This is a genomic window from Streptosporangium sp. NPDC002544, from assembly GCF_040295965.1.
Classification (GTDB): Bacteria; Actinomycetota; Actinomycetes; order Streptosporangiales; family Streptosporangiaceae; genus Streptosporangium.
Map to the genome: position 1 here is coordinate 114,893 of NZ_JBEOWJ010000033.1, position 16,161 is coordinate 131,053.

The following is a 16,161-nucleotide window of genomic DNA, read 5'->3' on the forward strand; positions in this document are numbered from 1 at the left end:
AGGATTACTACACTGCTGCGAAGGGCGGCTGATGATGGAGTTGACGGTGCTGGTGGTGCCGGACTGTCCGAACGCGTCGGTGCTGGATGAGCGGCTGGCTGAGGTGCTGGCCGATCGCCGGTGGGTATCGGTGATGCGGCGAGTGATCGACGACGACGAGCAGGCGGCCCGGTGGGGGATGCGCGGGTCGCCGACGCTGCTGATCGACGGTGTCGACCCGTTCGCCGATCCGGGGGTACCGGTCAGCGTGTCGTGCCGGATGTATCGGGATGAGGATGGCCGCCTGGAGGGAGCGCCGTCGGTAGCCGCTCTGCGCCGCGCCCTGGACCAGGCGTAGGTCAGCTGGGTTCGCTGGTCGACTTGGCGCCGTGGTCACGCAGCCAGGTGAGCAGGTCATCTGCGCCGGTGCGGTGGGCGGCATCCAGCGGGGGCGGCTGGTCGTGGCCGACCCGGTTAACGTCGCCGCCGCGTCGTAGGAAGAACTCTGCCGCTTGGCACTGGCCGCCGTGGCAGGCTGACCACAGGCCGTGGGTGACGGGTCGGCGGCGAAATAGTCGGCGATCCGGTCCGTCGGATTGAGCGTGGCAGCTTCCCGGAGCAGCGTGCGGGCACCGCGTTCGATCAATCGGCGCGCGACGTTCCATCGTGCGAACGCGCGCGCGTCTGAGATCGCCGTACCACCACCGATCATCACCCCGTCGGCTTCGAGGTCGGCGCCGGCGTCCAAGAGTGCATCCAGGATCGGCACGTCGTCGCTGCTGGCCGCCCAGTGCCCTGATTGCTTCGCCCTTCTCCGCGACAGGCCAGATCACATCGACTGTTCACCAGTTGTTCGTCTCTGCTGATATCGATATATGCCAATATCGGCTTCTGTCATGGACCGGGGAGATTGTCCGCGCCGCCGACGTGCTGGTCACCAAGGGCCGGACGCCTACCCGGTCTTTCCCGGCAAGCGCTACCTGGACTGGGAGTTGCCCGACCCGGACGGCAAGAGCGTCGCGGAAGTGCGGCCGATCCTCGACCTGCCCGGCGCCCGGAAAGGCGGCACCTCCGTATCGTGCCCTAATAGACATATGTCAATATAGGTGTTGGTCGACTTCGATGGATCTCTATATGGGAGGGTTCGATGGAGCCGCTGGAGCTTTTGGAGTGCAGCTCGCCGCTGACGCGCGAGCCGCTCAGCGCCGAGCAGGGCGCCGCCGTGGCGCGGGTGTTCAAGGCCTTGGGCGATCCGGTGCGGCTGCGAATCGTGTCGATCGTGGCCAGCCACGGCGGCGGCGAGGTGTGCGTGTGCGACATCACCGCCGCCTTCGACCTCTCCCAGCCCACCATCAGCCACCACCTGAAGGTGCTCAAAGAGGTTGGGCTGCTGGTCTCCGAGCGCCGGGCCTCGTGGGTGTACTACCGGCTGGTCCCCGAGACCCTGGCCGAGTTGTCGGCCCTGATCAACGTTCCTGCCACGGCCTGAGCGCGACCACGGAAGGAAATCCATGTCCTCACCGTCCACCCGAGCCCCGGTCTCCGCCCCTGTGGGGCAGCCGGGCGTGATCGGCGCCCTGTCGATGCTGGATCGCCTCCTGCCGGTGTGGATCGGGCTGGCGATGGCCGCGGGTCTGCTGCTCGGCCGGTTGGTGCCCGGTCTGAACTCCGCGCTGGAGGCGGTGAAGATCGGTGAGATCTCGCTGCCGATCGCGCTGGGTCTGCTGCTGATGATGTACCCGGTGCTGGCCAAGGTCCGCTACGACCGCCTGGGCACCGTCACTGGCGACCGGCGGCTGCTCGTCGCCTCGCTGGTGCTGAACTGGGTCCTCGGCCCGGCGCTGATGTTCGCGCTGGCCTGGCTGCTCCTGCCCGACCTGCCCGAGTACCGCACCGGCCTGATCATCGTCGGCCTGGCCCGCTGCATCGCCATGGTTCTCATCTGGAACGACCTGGCCTGCGGCGACCGCGAGGCCGCCGCCGTGCTGGTCGCGATCAACTCGATCTTCCAGGTGGTGGCCTTCGCCGCGCTCGGCTGGTTCTACCTGCAGGTGCTGCCCGGCTGGCTGGGCCTGGGCGAAGGCACCGCGCTGGCGGTCTCGGCCTGGGACATCGCCTGGTACGTGCTGATCTTCCTCGGTATCCCGCTGGTGGCGGGCTACCTGTCGCGCAGGCTGGGCGAGCGTGCCCGGGGCCGCGAATGGTACGAGGAGCGCTTCCTGCCGAAGATCGGGCCCATCGCGTTGTACGGGCTGCTGTTCACCATCGTCATCCTGTTCGCCCTGCAAGGTGACACGATCACTTCCCAGCCCGGAGACGTGGCGCGCATCGCGGTACCGCTGCTGGCCTACTTCGCCCTCATGTGGGGTGGCTCCTTCCTGGCGGGCCGGGCGATCGGCCTGACCTACGAGCGCACCACGACGCTCGCCTTCACCGCGGCGGGCAACAACTTCGAGCTGGCCATCGCGGTCGCGGTCGGCGTCTTCGGGGTCACCTCCGGCCAGGCCCTGGCCGGGGTGGTCGGCCCGCTGATCGAGGTGCCCGTCCTGGTCGCCCTGGTCTACGTCAGCCTGGCCGGCCGCCGCCTGTTCTCCACCGCCCCCGCATCAAAAGGATCAGTCCATGCCTGACACAGCTGATACGCCCCAGGTCCTGTTCGTCTGCGTGCACAACGCCGGCCGATCCCAGATGGCCGCCGGCTGGCTCACCCATCTGGCAGGCGATCGGATCGAGGTCCGCTCGGCCGGGTCGCAGCCCGCAGAGACGATCAATCCGGTCGCGGTGCGGGCGATGGCCGAGGTCGGCATCGACATCGCCGCTGAGCAGCCCAAGGTGCTGACCGTCGAAGCCGTGCGGGTCTGCGATGTGGTCATCACCATGGGCTGCGGGGACACCTGCCCGTTCTTCCCCGGCAAGCGGTACGAGGACTGGAAGCTCGACGACCCCTCCGGCCGGGACATCGAGGCCGTCCGGAGCATCCGCGACGAGATCCGAGCCCGTGTCGAAAACCTGATCGCCGATCTCGACGCCCGGTGACCCGGCCCGGGCGCCTGAGCCGGGCCCGTGGCCCAGAACGCCTGGACCGCAGGTCCACGCCGAGGGTCCTGGCCCGACAAGGCGCTCCGCTCAGGGGTGCTGCGTGCCGGCCAGCAGCCAGACGGCGGAGATGAGCAGGCGGGCGGCGGCCACCAGGGTGGCCGGCTCGACGCGGTCGGGGGTCTCGGCGGGGGTCTGGTAACCGGGCATGCCCATGCCGATGCCGATCGCGGCCAGCCCCGCCGCGGCGTAGCGGCGGTTGTCCGAGGCCATCGCCCCGGCCCGCAGTGCCACCCCGGTACGGCGCCCGGCCTGGTCCAAGACGGCCAGCAGGGCATGGGCCGGGCCGCCCGCCTCGACCGCGGCCGCCTGGTGCAGTTGCGCGGCCCCGTCCAGGTTGATGACCTGGGTGCCCGGCGCCACAGCGGGGGCATGGTGGGCCGAACCCCAGGCGCCGACCTCTTCGGCGTCCAGGAAGGACACCCTCAGATCCACCGGCACGGTCAAGGTGGTGGCGAGGACACGGGCGGCTTCCAGGATCGCGGCCACCCCGGAGGCGTTGTCGGCCGCGGCGGGCAGGCGACGGCCCGGGTCGTCGCCCACTCCGTCGAAGTGCGCCGTCAGCAGCACCCGCGGCCCACCCGCCGTCCCTTCCCCTGCCCCCTCATCCGGCACGTCCGGCCCGATCGGCAGGTGGCCGTGAACGTTGACACCGCCAACACCGACCGCGCGCAGCGGTGCCGACGCGGTCACGGTCACTTCCCCCGCGGCGAGGGCATCGGCCAGCTGCCGGTGCAGGTCGGTGCGTACTCCGATGACCGCCACCGCATGCCGGGCGGGCCCGGCGATCATTTTGGGCATCCACCCGTCGTCGTCGGTGTTTCGGGCCGTCAGCACGCCGAGGGCGCCGTCGGCTTCGGCGCGCCGGCAGGTCTGCGCCCATTCGCCGGCCGGAGCCAGCACCCAGCGCCCGCCAAGATCCGCCGTGCCCGCGTCCGCCAGCGGCGCCGAGCGCGGATCGGGCAGTTCGGCCGAGGCCAGGTGCTCGACGAAATCGCGGCGATGCTCCAACCGCCGGGTTGCCCGGCCGGCGCTCCACTGCAACACCGGTGTGCGATACAGCTCTCGCACTTCGGCGACATCGAACGGGTCAAGCCGAACATCGGCGCCCAGCGTGCGTAACCGGTCGGCGAGCCAGGTGGCCGCGGCGTGGCCGCCGGGGGTGCCCACCCGGCGGCCCGCGTAGCGGTCGGCGGCCAGCTCCGCGACGCAGTCGAGCATCCGCCGCGCGCTCACCTGTTCCAGGGCGGCCGCCAGGCCGGGGGCCTTGGCCGCCTCTGGTGGCACAGGCGGGGAGATGGGGGGCGGGGAGCTCATCCGCAGCATCCACCGGAAGTGTTACCGGCGGCGGCCGGGGCGGCCGGTGCCTGGGCACAGCCCTCGGTCTGGGTGGTCTGCTCAGCCTCGGTCGTACCTCCGCAACACGACACGGCCACGGAAACGGCGTCGTTGGATGCGCTGGGAGCGGGGCCTCCACAGCATCCTCCGGCTGCGGGCGGGGTGAAGGCTTCCTGCAGGTTCCCGATGAATCCACCGGTGCTCTCGCTTGCCATGGCGTGCCCCTTTCGGGTCGGTGGCGCACGTTCTTACGCCACACCGACCTCGCTTGGATTTGACAGATATCTAAGTAGGGTCAGCGTTCCACTTTGATTAGAGGAATGTCAAGTTAGAAGGACTTCTAATCAAAATGGTGAGACGTGCTCTCGGCCCAGGCGGCGTTCTCCCCGCGCTTGGACGCCGCTCACCGTGAACGATCGCGCCCCCGCATCTCAGCACAAGGAGCGGGCGTCAGGACCTGAGCTGCTGCAGGACTTCGGCGACACAGGTTTTAGCGGTGCGGGCGGCGCCGATCAAAGTGGCCGAGGCGGGCGCAGGGTGGCCCAGGTGGTGCTCGCGGCAGTGGAGACCTCGGCGAGGATCTGTGCGGCGGAGTTGGCGCCGCCCACGATAACCACACGCTCACCGCGCAAGAGCTCGGGTCCGGTGTGGCCGGCGGTGTGCAGTTGCCGGCCCTCGAAGTCGCCGATGCCCGGGTAGTGCGGGATGAACGGCCGCCACCAGGTGCCGGTCGCGCTGATCACGATTCGTGCCTGCCAGGTACCGGCGTCGGCCTGGACCGTCAGATGGCCCTCATCCCGCCGTACGGCCCGTACGCGCACGGGGCGGACGATCGGTAACCGGTAGCTGCTCGTAGTCGGCCAGGTAGGCGACGGTGTCGGCCGCGCTCGGAGAGGCCCCGCCTGCTGGCGCGGGCATCATCCGGCCCGGCAGTGAACTGTAGTGGGCGGGAGAGAACAGCCGAAGCGAGGGCCAGGCGTGCCGCCAGGCGCCGCCCGGCCGGTTCTGGGCGCCGAGAATGACGAAATCGGCCTTCGCTCGACGCAGATGGTAGCCCGCCGCCAGCCCGGACTGCCCGCCGTCGACCACCAGCACGTCGACCCGCCGCGGCGAAGGCGATGGTGCCGTCGCCTCGGTCGGGCTCACGCGTTCGTGGGCTCGGCCAGCGGGGTGAACAGCGCGCTCAGCCGGGCCACCGCCGAGGGGACGATCCAGTAGTAGACCCAGGTGCCGCGCCGCTCACTGTCGATCAGCCCGGCCAGCCGCAGAGTCTTGAGATGGTGGGAGATGGTGGGGGCGCTCAGGTCGAAGGCGCCGGTCAGGTCACACACGCACGCCTCACCGCCGGGGTGGGAGCCGATCATCGACAGCAGCCGCAACCGGACGGGGTCGGCGACCGCCTTGAGCGCCGCCGCGAGTTCGGCCGCGTCGGCTGGTGAGATGGGTTCGCGGGCGATCGGAGCACAGCACTGGGTGGTGGCGGCGGTCATACAGCAACCCCTTAATTTGACATTTGTCTAAATCATACGCGGTGGTAGGCGACCAGCGCGAACGCGGCGATCGTGCAGGCCAGCGCAACGGTTGCCATCACCCACTGGTAGCCGACCGCCTGGGCCAGCGCGACCGCGCCCAGCGGCGCCAGGGCTTTGTCGGCGACGGAGAAGGCGGCGATGCGGCCTGACAGCGAGGCATAAGCGCTGCTGCCGTAGCGCTGCAGGAGCAGGTGCGGCAGGGTGATGGAGGCGATGCCGAAGCCGAGCCCAAATCCGAGCACGCAGCCGATGGCGCCCGGCACCGTGTGCCCGGCAGGCGGAAGCAGCGCGGCGGCGACGCCCTGCAGGGCGAAGATCGCGGCGGCGATGAGAGGGGCGGGCAGGCGGCGTTGCAGGCCGGTGGTGAGCAGGCGGCCGGTCACCGACAAAACCCCCAGCAGTCCGGCCAGTGTGGCGGCCAGGACGGGGGAGTGGCCCAGATGGATGAGGTAGGTGATGAGCAGGACGGACATCACCGCTGCCGCGCCGCCGTTGGCGGTGAAGGCGATCACTAGCAGCCAGAACGGCCGCGCCCGGGTGGCGGTCTTGACGACCTGAGCCCGCTCGTGGGTCGTGGCCGGCCGATGTCCGGCGAGGGCGGGGCGGCGCACGACGAACGCGTGCAACGGGATCGCCGCTACTGCGTAGATCACGGCCAGGACCACCAGGGCGGTGCGCCAGCCGTAGGAGTCGACCAGCAGGCCGGTCAGCGGCAGGAAGATGGTGGAGGCGAACCCGGCGACGACGGTGAGCGCGAGCAGGGCGTTGGCTCGGCCGTGGCCGTGGCCGGGGGTGGGGCCGTCGAACCAGCTGACGATGACGGCGAAGGCGCTTTCGTACAACACCATCGCGCACGCGATGCCGATCGCGGCGAAGGCCGCGTACAACTGGGGCAGGTTCTCGACCCGCGACCAGGCCAGCACGGCGAGCGTGCCGATGATCGACCCGGCGGTCATCAGGCCCCGGCCGCCGTGGGCGTCCAGCAGGCGGCCGACCAGCGGAGCGCACAGCGCGGCGATCAGGATCGAGCCGGTCAGCGCGGCCGCGATCTGGGCGCCACTGGCGTGCAGGTCGGCTGCCATGGGGGTGAGGAAGACGGAGAAGGCGTAGTAGAGCACGCCGTAGCCGATGGTCTGCGTCACGGCCAGGGCTGCGACGATGCGCCACCCCTGGGCCAAGCGCGGCCGGCCGCCGCCCCCCGGGACAGGGACGGCGGCTTTCGTGGCGGCTTCAGCGGCGGAGCTCACCCGTGCGTCCCGGCGCAGCCGATCAGCCGGCGTCCATCCGCCGTGGTCATCCACAGGGCACTGCAGGGGTCTTCGGCGATGAATCCCTGAGCCTGCAGCCGCCAGGCCAGGGTTCCGGCCGTCCGGGCGATCGCCGGGGCGTAGCCCGGGTTGGTGCTCGACCGGCGGGCGGCCACCAGGTGCTCACCCAGGCGGCGGGTGTCGATGGGTCCGTGCTCACAGATCAGGCGCAGGGCTTCCTTCTGGGCGGCGGTGGGGTATCCCTCTGACATCTGACGCTCCCTGTGCCTGCGGCTTCGGTGCTGGTCGATGGCCGGCGCGTTCAGCCGCAGCAACCGCCACCACCGTCGCCGCCACCGTTGCTGCCGCCGACGGTGGCCAGCGGGAGCGGGGTGGCGAGCAGGCCGCCGCTGATGCCGGTGGCCAGGCCGACCCGCTGCTCCTGGGCCTCGGCCAGACCGGAGGAGCACACGCCGGTCTCGGGCAGGTCGAGCTGGACGTCATGGGCGGCCTCCCAGTCCCCGGCCAACGCGGCGACGACGGAGCGGACCTGCTCGTATCCGGTGGCCATCAGGAAGGTGGGAGCGCGGCCGTAGCTCTTGACGCCCACCGCGTAGTAACCGCTTTCGGGGTGGGACAGCTCGTCGACGCCGTGGGCCGGGACGGTGCCGCAGGAGTGCTGGTTGGGGTCGATCAGCGGGGCCAGCGCGCGGGGCGAGCCGAGGATGGGGTCGAGCTCCAGGCGCAGCTCGGAGGCGATGGAGTGGTCGGGCCGGTATCCGGTGGCGACCACGACGCGCTCGACGGTGATGGACTGCTCGGTGCCAGAGGGGTCGCGGCTGAATACCGTCACCTGGCCGTCGGCCTTGGTGAGGGAGTGGGCGAAGAAACCGGTCAGCAGTTGGATGCGTCCGTCCTTGACCAGGGTGCGCAGGCGGGTGCCGAGGGCGCCACGTGCGGGCAGTGCGTCGGCCTCGCCGCCACCGTAGGCGCGTGCCGCGCTGCCCGCCCGGATTGCCCAGGTGACGGGGGTGTCCTGCAACTGGGCCAGAGCCAGCAGAGTGGTGGCCGCCGAATGACCGGCTCCGACCACGAGGGTGTGGCGGCCCTCGTACCTCTCGCGGTCGGCGCCCAGCACGTCGGGCAGCGCGTGGTCGATGAGCGCCGCTGCCTCGGCTTCACCGTAGGCGGGAAGACCATTCGCCCCCAGCACGTTGGGCGTGGTCCAGGTGCCGGAGGCGTCGACGATCGCCCCGGCATGGACCTCGCGGCCGTCGGCCAGGCGGATCAGGAACGGCACCTGCTCGCGGCCGACGGAGCGGACCCGGTCATAGCCCAGGCGGCTGATCGCGGTCACCGCCGCACCGAAGCGCACGTTGGGGGCGATCTCCGGGTGCTCGGCCAGCGGGGCAAGGTAGTCGTCGATCAGCTCGGCGCCGGTCGGCAGCCACTCGGGATCCGGCGCGGCCCAGCCTTCGGCCTGGAGCAGGCGCCGGGCTGCGGCGTCGACGTTGTAGCGCCACGGGCTGAAGGTGCGCACGTGCCCCCATTGGGTGATCGAGGCCCCGACCTGCTGTCCGGCCTCCAAGAGGAGGAAGTTCAGGCCGCGCTCGGCCAGGTGGGCGGCGGCGGCCAGGCCCACCGGGCCCGCACCGATCACCACCACGGGCAGTTCGCCGCCCTCGGACGTGAACGGCTCGATCTCCACGGCCGCCGGGTCGCGCTGTCCATCACTCATGATCGTCTCTCCTGTGAGTCGCGTGCTGATCGTCAAGGGTGCCGGGGTGGAGGTGAGCTCCGGTCCACCGAGCCCTACCCACCCCTCGACTGATTAGAAGTCCGTCGAAGTAATACTCAGCCTGCCTCATTGATTTGAGGATTGTCAATATAGATGGGTGCCTAAGTTGTGAGGTACGGATGTCCGGCGGCTCCTGCCGTCTCGGGCTATCGCCTCACTGCGCCTCGTTCGCCGACGGTGAGGGCCTGTTCGCAGGGAGAGTCCGGCGCACACTCCGCCGGTGGGCGGCACGCCTGCAGGCTTACCTGGAGGTCGCTCGGTGCGCGGCCGATCCGCCCGGTGGTAGACGGTCCTCCACTCCCGGCGGGAGGCCAACACGCCGCCGTCGCGCAGGGTGGCCAGGTGGGTGGTGATGTTGCCCCGGTCTTGTGGACACCTGATCGCTTGGGGCGATGTGTCCTGGGAGGAGTTCACAGGTGCCGATGTCACCTCCGCTTGATCGAAGGGCTCTACGCCCCCGCCGGCGTCACTCGACTCCAGGCATGCTCGGCCCCGCCGAATACGAACGCCGACACGCCCAGCAATCCCGCTACGCTGCCGCACAGCCGCAAATCCCGACCCGCCCACTCAACCGGGGCAACTTCAGTGTGCTCCGATACCGCGCTTTTGGCGTCCGGTGCCTGCCGCACCAGGACGCCGTATCGGGGCACCGGGCGGCGGGCGGCGCCCCGAGCATCGAAACAGCGAGAAAGTCGGGGCATCAGTTGACAGGTCGCCTCCGGCGGCCGCTAACCTTTATATATGAATAGTTCTTCAGATGAGCGATTCGCGGCCGTTGACGGCTGTACCGCCCGGATAGTGGACGCGCCCCGGGTGGCGGCGGTGCGTGAGCGGATGCCCGCCGCGCAGGATCTGACCGACACCGCGGAGGTGTTCGGGTTGCTGGCCGATCCAGGCCGCCTGCGGTTGCTGCTGGCCCTGCTGGAGGGCGAGATGTGCGTGTGCGACCTGGCCGCGGTGAGCGGCCAGAGCGAGTCGGCGGTCTCGCACGCACTGCGGCTGTTGCGGGCGCACCGCATCGTGACGGCCCGCCGGGCCGGTCGGATGGCCTTCTACCGGCTGGAGGACGCGCACGTGCGGATGCTGCTCGACCTTGCGCTCGCCCACACCGAGCACACCCAGGCCATCCACCCCGAACGCGGCGGAACCCGCTGATGGGCACCGGGCACGGCCATGGGCACGCCGGGGGCCGGCACCGGTGGCGACTCGCGGTCTCCTTCGCCCTGATCGGCTCCTACTTCGTGGTCGAGCTGCTCTATGGGTTGATGTCGGGTTCGCTGGCGTTGCTGTCGGATGCCGGGCACATGGCCGCCGACGTGGTGACGCTGGGCGCCGCGCTGGTGGCCACTCGGATCGCCACCCGCCCCGACACCACGGGGCGCCGTAGCTACGGCTCCTACCGCGCGGAGGTGTTCGCCTCCCTGCTGGCCGTGCTGCTGATGCTCGGCGTGGCGGTGTACGTGGTGGCCGAGGCGGTGGGCCGGATCGGCGCCGGCGCCGAGGTCTCCTCCGGGCCGATGCTCATCGTGGGAGCCATCGGCCTGGTCATCAATGTGATCGTGTTGCTGTTGCTGCGTTCGGGCGCGGCTGAGAGCTTGAACGTCAAGGGCGCCTACCTTGAGGTGGTGGCCGACACCGCCGGGTCGGTCGGCGTCATCGTCGCCGGCTGGCTGGTCGCGGCGACCGGCCAGCCGATCTGGGACACGCTGGTCGCGCTGGCCATCGGTGTCTTCGTCGCGGTGCGCGCCATCTCGCTCGGACGGCAGGTGTTCGCGGTCCTGGGCCAGCACGTCCCGGCCGGTATGGACGCCTCCGCCGTTGCCGGTGATCTGGTGGCCGTCGAGGGCGTGCGCGACGTCCACGACCTGCACCTGTGGACGTTGACCTCCGGCATGAACGTGGCCACCGCCCACCTGGTCACCTCAGACGGCGCCGACAGCCACGCCGTCTTGGACCAGGTCCGCGACCTGCTGCGCCGGCGCCACAACGTGGCTCACGCCACCTTGCAGGTCGAACCGGCCGACCACCTGGGCTGCGACGAACTGGGCTGGTGAACACCGTCCACCCCCGTGTGGCCGCGGTCGAGCGGCGGTGGTGGCGGTGACCCCGATGTGAGCGGTCCCGCCCCGGATCCCTCACGCCTTCGCGCCTCACCCGAGCGCCCGTCCCCGCTCTCGATCGCTCCACATTCCACTCTTCCTGGGCACCGCATCGCCGAGGGCGGCACAGGTGATCCTCGCCCGGCAGCGCGCCGAGCGTGATGCGGAAGCCGAAAAGGCCCGGTGGAAACAGGCCGATGAGTCGGCACAGGCGGTGCTGGATGCGCCGGTGTCGCCAGTGGAGCGGTGGTCGCCCCCGCCGGAGGGCGACGTTGAGCTGGATCCGCACCTGGTGTCGTTGCTTCGGGCCCGGGAGCGGGCGCGCCGGGAACGACGCCGACACCGGTGAGAGCAGCCCTGCCAGTGATCGCTGCTGCCCCCGGCATGAGCCTGCCCCGGCTGCGGGGTCTCGATGACATGGCCATTGAGCCCTACCGGTGGGGCGCCCGGCACCTATCTTCGACATAATGTAGAAGTTCCATGTGGTCAGCCTGACGCCTCAAAGGCCGCCTCATGCCCGAGATCGCGCCCGCGCGCTGGTCAGGGGGTTTTCGTCACCACGCTCACCTGGTTGATGCGCAACGAGGTGCACGCCGAGCGGCAGGTCTTCGGCGCAGGCGCGCTGCCCGAGTACATCGATCACCCATGCGCCTGCCGCAGCGCAGGCGGTCACGCCCCACCGAAAGGGAGCCACTTCATGTTCCTGCACAGATCAGCGATCGTTCTTGTCGCTCTCATCGCGGCGCTGTGGCCGATCACGACAGTTCAGGCGCATGACGTGCTGAAGTCCAGCAATCCGGCCAAGGACGACAAAGTCTCCGACGTCAGCGAAGTGACGTTGGAGTTCGAACGAGAGGTGAAGTTCCCGAAGGTGGCGGTGTTGAACGCCGCGGGCGAGCGATTCCAGTCCGGTGAGGCCGACATGCGGGGCAAGAAGGTCATCCAGCAGCTGTCCGGGACGCTTCCGGCGGGTAGGTACACGATCGGTTTCCGGGTGGTCTCCTCCGACGGCCATCCCCGCACCGGCGAGATCCCGTTCACTGTGATCGCCTCTTCGACCCCCACTGCCACCCCCACCTCAACTCCGAGTGCGAGTGCGGGTGGCTCGCAGACCGCCGGCACGCCCGCGCCGAGCTCTCCCGCGCTGAGCGCCCGGCCCGCGGAGCCGGCCATGACCCCGCAGGCCAATGAGAGCGACGGGCCGTCGATGTTCCTGTGGGTGGTCGTCGGTTTCATCGTCGTCATGGCGGTATTCAGCGTCGTCATGAGCAGGCGTCGCCGCCCGGGCCAGTGACCGGATCTCAGATCAGCGTGATCCAGTAGGACCAGAAGCGCTGCAGGACGAGGCCGAGGATGGCGAGCATCCACACCATGAGCACGCTCGTGTGATACCGGGCCGCCGCCGCGGCGGCCCGGTGCGCGCCGCGCGGCAGGGCGATGCGGCCACTGTGCAGGTTGGCGAGCGTGACGTACCAGAAGATGGGAATCGTCGCGATCCACACGAGCATGCAGTACGGGCACAAGGCGCCGATCACGTACAGGCTCTGGACGATCAACCAGTGCACGAAGACGACGCCGGCCAGGGTGCCCAACTGCAGGCCATACCAGAACCAGGTCCGCAGGCGGGCTCCGGCCAGCAGAACCGCGCCCACCGTCGTCACGATGCAGAAGGCCGCGACGCCCAGCAGCGGGTTGGGAAAGCCGAAGACGGAGGCCTGGGCGCTCTTCATGACCGACCCGCAGCTGAGGATCGGGTTGATGCTGCAGGTGGGAACGTAGGTGGGATCGGCGGCCAGGTGCAGACGTTCGATCATCAGCAAGAACGCGGCCAGCAGGCCGAGGCCGCCACCGATCGTCAGCACGAACGGCAGCGCCCTGATGATGATGGACGAGGACGAGCCCTCAGCGGTGATCGGGGGCTGGTCGACGGCGGAGGTGGTCACGAGGCGAGTGCCGCGTCGATTTTGGCCTTGAGGTTGTCGTAGCTGGGCGCCTCGGTCAGCTGGGCGCCGTTGAAGAAGATCGTGGGGGTGCCCTGGATGCCGAGGGCCGTTCCGTCGTCCTGGTCTTTCCTCACCCGCTGGGCGGTCGCGGGCGCGGTGAGGTCGGTCGAGAAGGCGGTCATGTCCAGGCCCACCTGCTGGGCCAGGTCGGTGAAGAACGCCTCCTTGGATTCAGAGGCCTCGCCCCACTGCTTTTGGGACTGAAACAGCTTGGCGTACATGGCCTCGAACTTGCCCTGCTTGGCGGCGGCCTCGGCGACTCGTGCGGCGAGTTCGCCGTTGCGGTGACCCGGCAGCGGGAAGTAGCGCACCACGACGGTGATGCGCCCGTCGTACTCGGCGCGAATGCGCTCCATGTGCGGGAAGGCCGCGCCGCAGGCTTCGCACTCGAAGTCGAGGAATTCCACCAGCGTGACCTTGCCGTCAGCCGCGGTGGACAGTTTGTGGCTGTCCTCGCGCACCAGCAGCTGGGCAGGAGCGCTCTGCGCACCGGCCGCATCGGCTGCTGGTCTGGTGGATTGCGTTCCGAAGTCACCGAACACGGTGAACGCCGCGATGATCGTCGCCATCACGGCGGCGATGGTGAGGGTTATCTTCAGATTCGTCGTCATGTCCTGCTCCTGGAGGAGGTTTTGCGCGGTACGCGCCCGCTTATCTTCTACCAGATGTAGAAGGTGGGGGTGTCAACGGCGAAGTGAGGACCGTCGGGAAGCCTTTGAAAGGCGCCGCCCGTCGTGGAGGCGCTCGCCGGAGTTGGCCGGCCGGAACCGCGAGAACATCGGACAAGGTGAGCAGGAGGACTACCGGGGTCGCGATCGCCCAGCTCAGCGCCGCCTAGGAGGCGGCTCGAATGTAGGGCGGCGCCGTTGGCGACAGCATTGCCTTATCGGAGGGCAGCAGGACGGCGGCGACCAAGGCGCCGGCCGTGACCGCGGCGAGATCGGCCAGCGGTGACGGCGAAGTCGCCCACGATGTCATAGCCGGCCTCCACTGAGGCCAGAGGAGCGCGCCGATCTGTGGCACCCAGATCGATGACGTCGACCGCCGCCGCGCCGGCGCGCTCCAGGCACGCGGTGATCCTGTGGTCCTGGCCGCGGCCGATTCCCAGAGCGCGTCCGCCGCGCACGCTGTCGTGCAGCCCGATCAACGCCGCGGAGGTGTGAAAGGCTCGCATCCTTCGTCGCAGGGCGCCGTTGACCAGCGCTCCTTCAGCCAGCCGGGAGTACATCGGCGGCGCCCCGGGTGGTGAGCATGCGCTTCATCAGGTCGATCTCACTGCTCTGGGCAGCCACGAGGGAGGTGGCCAGGCGCCGGACCTGCGGCTGACCGGTGGCGTTCAGTGCGGCCTGCGCCATCTGCACGCCGCCTTGATGATGGGGGATCATCAGGCGAAGAAACAGCGCGTCGGCCTCGCGCCCGGCGGCTTGTTCCAGCTGCTTGATCTGCGCGGCGGTGGCCATTCCCGGCATGGAGGTCATGCTCCGCGTCGTGCCGGTCGTGGAGTGGTGTGCTCGGCGCATCCAGGCCATCGGCGCATCCAGGGATGCCTGGGGCAGGTCCCACAGCTGCAGCCAGGCGTACATCTGGCCGATCTGCTGCTGCTGGCTGAGCGCGATGTCGTAGGCGAGCATCCGGATCTCGGCATCCGTGCTGCGATCTCGGATGATCATCGACATCCGTACGGCCTGGGCATGATGGGCCTGCATGTCCCGGGCGAAACCGGCCTCCACCGAGTCGTCGGCAGGCGGCCGGGGATACAGGACGCCGAGGCCGGCGCCGATCAGTGCGATCACCAGGACCGTCGCTGCGGCGAGGGCGAAGTGCCGCCGGCGCCGGAAGGGGAGCCGGATCATGTGTAGGGCTCTCCGATGCCGCCAGAACAGGACGCGCCGGGCTCGGGAGTGGCCGGGCCCTGGACGTGGGCACGCAGGAACGCCGGCAGCCGCGGGTCCTCGACCCCCTCCAGCTTCAACTGCTTGGCCCAGGCGCTGGCCACCACCGGAGCCGGCAGATTCGGATAAGGCGAGACGATGATGTAGTCGCGGCCCCGGGCCAGATCGAGCAACTTCTCCACCTGCTCCATGGGCAGATCGGGCCGGTAGGTGATCCACACCGCTCCGTGCTCCTGGGAGTGCACCACGTTCTCGGCGCGCAGCGGCTGGCTGTAGAGGCCGCAGTTTTGCCAGGCGGGGTCGTGATTGCCGCCGACCGGCGGGCTTTGCGGGTACTTCACCGGATCCTTGGTGTGCTCGCGCTGGGGGATGGCGACGGTCTGCACCGCCTCCAGTGACGTTCGGGCGCGTTCCTTGAGGATCAGCACGGTGGCCGCCGTGACCACCGCGCCGATCGCCACCACCGCCGCGCCGGCGACGGCGATCGTGCGCAGGCGCTCAGCCCGGCGTTGCTGGGCCTGCAGGGTGGAAAGTCGTTCCTTGATCGTTGCACGCGTGTCGTCACTCATCAGGCTCCCTGGTTTCTACATGGCGTAGAAGTTCTACATCATGTCGGATATGAGAGCCATAAGGAGCGGGTACTTCACCGTCTCGGCGGTGCCGTGCGCCTTCGTGATCGGCGTGACCGGCGGGCTCCGGTTACAGCGTGGAGTGCTCGACGTCGAAGTGACCGTCCAGGCACTCGTGCAGCCGGTTCAGCACCTGGCAGGATGGTCGCGATCGTGCGGCTGCCGAGCCCGGCGGCGTAGAAGTGCTGGATGAGCCGCACTCGGTCCACCGCCGAATCCGCGTAGATCCGCTGGCCGCTCGGCGTGCGCTCGGATCTGAGGATGCCCTGCTCCTCGTAGTAGCGGAGCGCTCGCGTGCTCACCTTCGACCTGCGGGCCAGTTCCCCGATTCGCATGGTGTGCATCCTCCGGTTCGCGTCGGCCGCCGGCATCCGTCGCCGCGCCCGATTTGCCTTTGACGTCAACGTGAGGTCTTAGCGTAACCGCCAGAGGGCGGGGGCGACCGCGTCCGCGCCGAAGCGAAGGGAACCCCCATGGATGTCACCGACTCGATCGCACTGGTCACCGGAGCCAATCGCGGCATCGGCCGCCGCTTCGTCGAGGAACTG

The 16,161-nt window shown here is 69.6% G+C and carries 19 protein-coding genes and 1 pseudogene; 8 read left to right on the forward strand and 12 right to left on the reverse strand.

Features of this window, described 5'->3' with window-relative positions:
- Positions 1–31: 31 nt before the first annotated feature.
- The 4 genes from ABT061_RS37490 to ABT061_RS37510 all read left to right on the forward strand — a co-directional run bounded on the left by ABT061_RS37490 (position 32) and on the right by ABT061_RS37510 (position 3,015).
- Complete coding sequence (locus ABT061_RS37490; protein WP_350927095.1) at positions 32–337, forward strand: thioredoxin family protein; 306 nt, start codon at positions 32–34, stop codon at positions 335–337.
- Positions 338–1,126: 789 nt separating this feature from the next.
- Positions 1,127–1,468: an ArsR/SmtB family transcription factor gene (locus ABT061_RS37500; protein ID WP_350927097.1), complete on the forward strand. Its 342-nt coding sequence runs from the start codon at positions 1,127–1,129 to the stop codon at positions 1,466–1,468.
- A gap of 22 nt (positions 1,469–1,490) precedes the next feature.
- Positions 1,491–2,609, forward strand: coding sequence for an ACR3 family arsenite efflux transporter (arsB, locus tag ABT061_RS37505; RefSeq protein WP_350927099.1), 1,119 nt, complete (start codon positions 1,491–1,493; stop codon positions 2,607–2,609).
- Positions 2,602–3,015: an arsenate reductase ArsC gene (locus ABT061_RS37510; RefSeq protein ID WP_350927101.1), complete on the forward strand. Its 414-nt coding sequence runs from the start codon at positions 2,602–2,604 to the stop codon at positions 3,013–3,015. The genes arsB and ABT061_RS37510 overlap by 8 nt, the downstream gene beginning before the upstream one ends.
- A 90-nt stretch (positions 3,016–3,105) precedes the next feature.
- On the opposite strand, the gene ABT061_RS37515 is transcribed toward ABT061_RS37510, so the two are convergent.
- The 7 genes from ABT061_RS37515 to ABT061_RS37545 form a co-directional block, all read right to left on the reverse strand.
- Positions 3,106–4,392, reverse strand: coding sequence for a M28 family peptidase (locus ABT061_RS37515; protein WP_350927103.1), 1,287 nt, complete (start codon positions 4,390–4,392; stop codon positions 3,106–3,108).
- 533 nt (positions 4,393–4,925) lie between these two features.
- A complete protein-coding gene (locus ABT061_RS37520; RefSeq protein WP_350927105.1) occupies positions 4,926–5,234 on the reverse strand; it encodes an NAD(P)-binding domain-containing protein in 309 nt (102 codons plus the stop codon).
- Complete coding sequence (locus tag ABT061_RS37525; protein ID WP_350927106.1) at positions 5,206–5,559, reverse strand: NAD(P)-binding protein; 354 nt, start codon at positions 5,557–5,559, stop codon at positions 5,206–5,208. Before ABT061_RS37525 ends, ABT061_RS37520 begins: the two co-directional genes overlap by 29 nt.
- A complete protein-coding gene (locus ABT061_RS37530; protein WP_350927108.1) occupies positions 5,556–5,903 on the reverse strand; it encodes an ArsR/SmtB family transcription factor in 348 nt (115 codons plus the stop codon). The genes ABT061_RS37525 and ABT061_RS37530 overlap by 4 nt, the downstream gene beginning before the upstream one ends.
- 32 nt (positions 5,904–5,935) lie before the next feature.
- Entirely contained in the window at positions 5,936–7,087 is a 1,152-nt protein-coding gene (locus ABT061_RS37535; RefSeq protein WP_350927110.1) for an MFS transporter, read from the reverse strand.
- A gap of 101 nt (positions 7,088–7,188) precedes the next feature.
- Complete coding sequence (locus ABT061_RS37540; RefSeq protein ID WP_350927112.1) at positions 7,189–7,464, reverse strand: hypothetical protein; 276 nt, start codon at positions 7,462–7,464, stop codon at positions 7,189–7,191.
- Positions 7,465–7,514: 50 nt separating this feature from the next.
- The gene (locus ABT061_RS37545; RefSeq protein ID WP_350927114.1) at positions 7,515–8,930 is read right to left on the reverse strand and encodes an FAD-dependent oxidoreductase; all 1,416 of its coding nucleotides are present in this window, start codon (positions 8,928–8,930) and stop codon (positions 7,515–7,517) included.
- A gap of 801 nt (positions 8,931–9,731) precedes the next feature.
- On the opposite strand from ABT061_RS37545, the gene ABT061_RS37550 reads away from it, so the two are divergent.
- From ABT061_RS37550 to ABT061_RS37565, 4 genes are all read left to right on the forward strand, one after another.
- A complete protein-coding gene (locus tag ABT061_RS37550; protein ID WP_350927116.1) occupies positions 9,732–10,145 on the forward strand; it encodes an ArsR/SmtB family transcription factor in 414 nt (137 codons plus the stop codon).
- Entirely contained in the window at positions 10,145–11,044 is a 900-nt protein-coding gene (locus tag ABT061_RS37555) for a cation diffusion facilitator family transporter (RefSeq protein ID WP_350927118.1), read from the forward strand. The genes ABT061_RS37550 and ABT061_RS37555 overlap by 1 nt, the downstream gene beginning before the upstream one ends.
- A 175-nt stretch (positions 11,045–11,219) precedes the next feature.
- On the forward strand, positions 11,220–11,438 hold the full coding sequence (locus ABT061_RS37560; RefSeq protein ID WP_350927120.1) for a hypothetical protein: 219 nt from the start codon (positions 11,220–11,222) through the stop codon (positions 11,436–11,438).
- 225 nt (positions 11,439–11,663) lie between these two features.
- On the forward strand, positions 11,664–12,383 hold the full coding sequence (locus ABT061_RS37565) for a copper resistance CopC family protein (RefSeq protein ID WP_350927136.1): 720 nt from the start codon (positions 11,664–11,666) through the stop codon (positions 12,381–12,383).
- A gap of 7 nt (positions 12,384–12,390) precedes the next feature.
- On the opposite strand, the gene ABT061_RS37570 is transcribed toward ABT061_RS37565, so the two are convergent.
- From ABT061_RS37570 to ABT061_RS48455, 5 genes and pseudogenes are all read right to left on the reverse strand, one after another.
- Positions 12,391–13,032, reverse strand: a complete 642-nt coding sequence (locus ABT061_RS37570; protein ID WP_350927122.1) for a vitamin K epoxide reductase family protein — start codon at positions 13,030–13,032, stop codon at positions 12,391–12,393.
- Positions 13,029–13,703: a DsbA family protein gene (locus tag ABT061_RS37575; protein ID WP_350927124.1), complete on the reverse strand. Its 675-nt coding sequence runs from the start codon at positions 13,701–13,703 to the stop codon at positions 13,029–13,031. The genes ABT061_RS37570 and ABT061_RS37575 overlap by 4 nt, the downstream gene beginning before the upstream one ends.
- Positions 13,704–14,300: 597 nt before the next feature.
- Positions 14,301–14,945: a DUF305 domain-containing protein gene (locus ABT061_RS37580; RefSeq protein ID WP_350927126.1), complete on the reverse strand. Its 645-nt coding sequence runs from the start codon at positions 14,943–14,945 to the stop codon at positions 14,301–14,303.
- Positions 14,942–15,553, reverse strand: a complete 612-nt coding sequence (locus ABT061_RS37585; protein ID WP_350927128.1) for a thioredoxin-like domain-containing protein — start codon at positions 15,551–15,553, stop codon at positions 14,942–14,944. The genes ABT061_RS37580 and ABT061_RS37585 overlap by 4 nt, the downstream gene beginning before the upstream one ends.
- 254 nt (positions 15,554–15,807) lie before the next feature.
- Positions 15,808–15,984 (reverse strand): annotated as a pseudogene (locus ABT061_RS48455) (MerR family DNA-binding transcriptional regulator); the annotation flags it as partial.
- Positions 15,985–16,161 lie beyond the last annotated feature (177 nt).

Coding starts and splice junctions, on each gene's coding strand:
- ABT061_RS37530 (WP_350927108.1), bottom strand. CDS start 5,903: ATGACCGCCGCCACCACCCAGTGCTGTGCTCCGATCGCCCGCGAACCC.
- ABT061_RS37540 (WP_350927112.1), bottom strand. CDS start 7,464: ATGTCAGAGGGATACCCCACCGCCGCCCAGAAGGAAGCCCTGCGCCTG.
- ABT061_RS37565 (WP_350927136.1), top strand. CDS start 11,664: ATGCGCAACGAGGTGCACGCCGAGCGGCAGGTCTTCGGCGCAGGCGCG.
- ABT061_RS37545 (WP_350927114.1), bottom strand. CDS start 8,930: ATGAGTGATGGACAGCGCGACCCGGCGGCCGTGGAGATCGAGCCGTTC.
- ABT061_RS37490 (WP_350927095.1), top strand. CDS start 32: ATGATGGAGTTGACGGTGCTGGTGGTGCCGGACTGTCCGAACGCGTCG.
- arsB (WP_350927099.1), top strand. CDS start 1,491: ATGTCCTCACCGTCCACCCGAGCCCCGGTCTCCGCCCCTGTGGGGCAG.
- ABT061_RS37515 (WP_350927103.1), bottom strand. CDS start 4,392: ATGAGCTCCCCGCCCCCCATCTCCCCGCCTGTGCCACCAGAGGCGGCC.
- ABT061_RS37500 (WP_350927097.1), top strand. CDS start 1,127: ATGGAGCCGCTGGAGCTTTTGGAGTGCAGCTCGCCGCTGACGCGCGAG.
- ABT061_RS37585 (WP_350927128.1), bottom strand. CDS start 15,553: ATGAGTGACGACACGCGTGCAACGATCAAGGAACGACTTTCCACCCTG.
- ABT061_RS37510 (WP_350927101.1), top strand. CDS start 2,602: ATGCCTGACACAGCTGATACGCCCCAGGTCCTGTTCGTCTGCGTGCAC.
- ABT061_RS37580 (WP_350927126.1), bottom strand. CDS start 14,945: ATGATCCGGCTCCCCTTCCGGCGCCGGCGGCACTTCGCCCTCGCCGCA.
- ABT061_RS37550 (WP_350927116.1), top strand. CDS start 9,732: ATGAATAGTTCTTCAGATGAGCGATTCGCGGCCGTTGACGGCTGTACC.
- ABT061_RS37555 (WP_350927118.1), top strand. CDS start 10,145: ATGGGCACCGGGCACGGCCATGGGCACGCCGGGGGCCGGCACCGGTGG.
- ABT061_RS37575 (WP_350927124.1), bottom strand. CDS start 13,703: ATGACGACGAATCTGAAGATAACCCTCACCATCGCCGCCGTGATGGCG.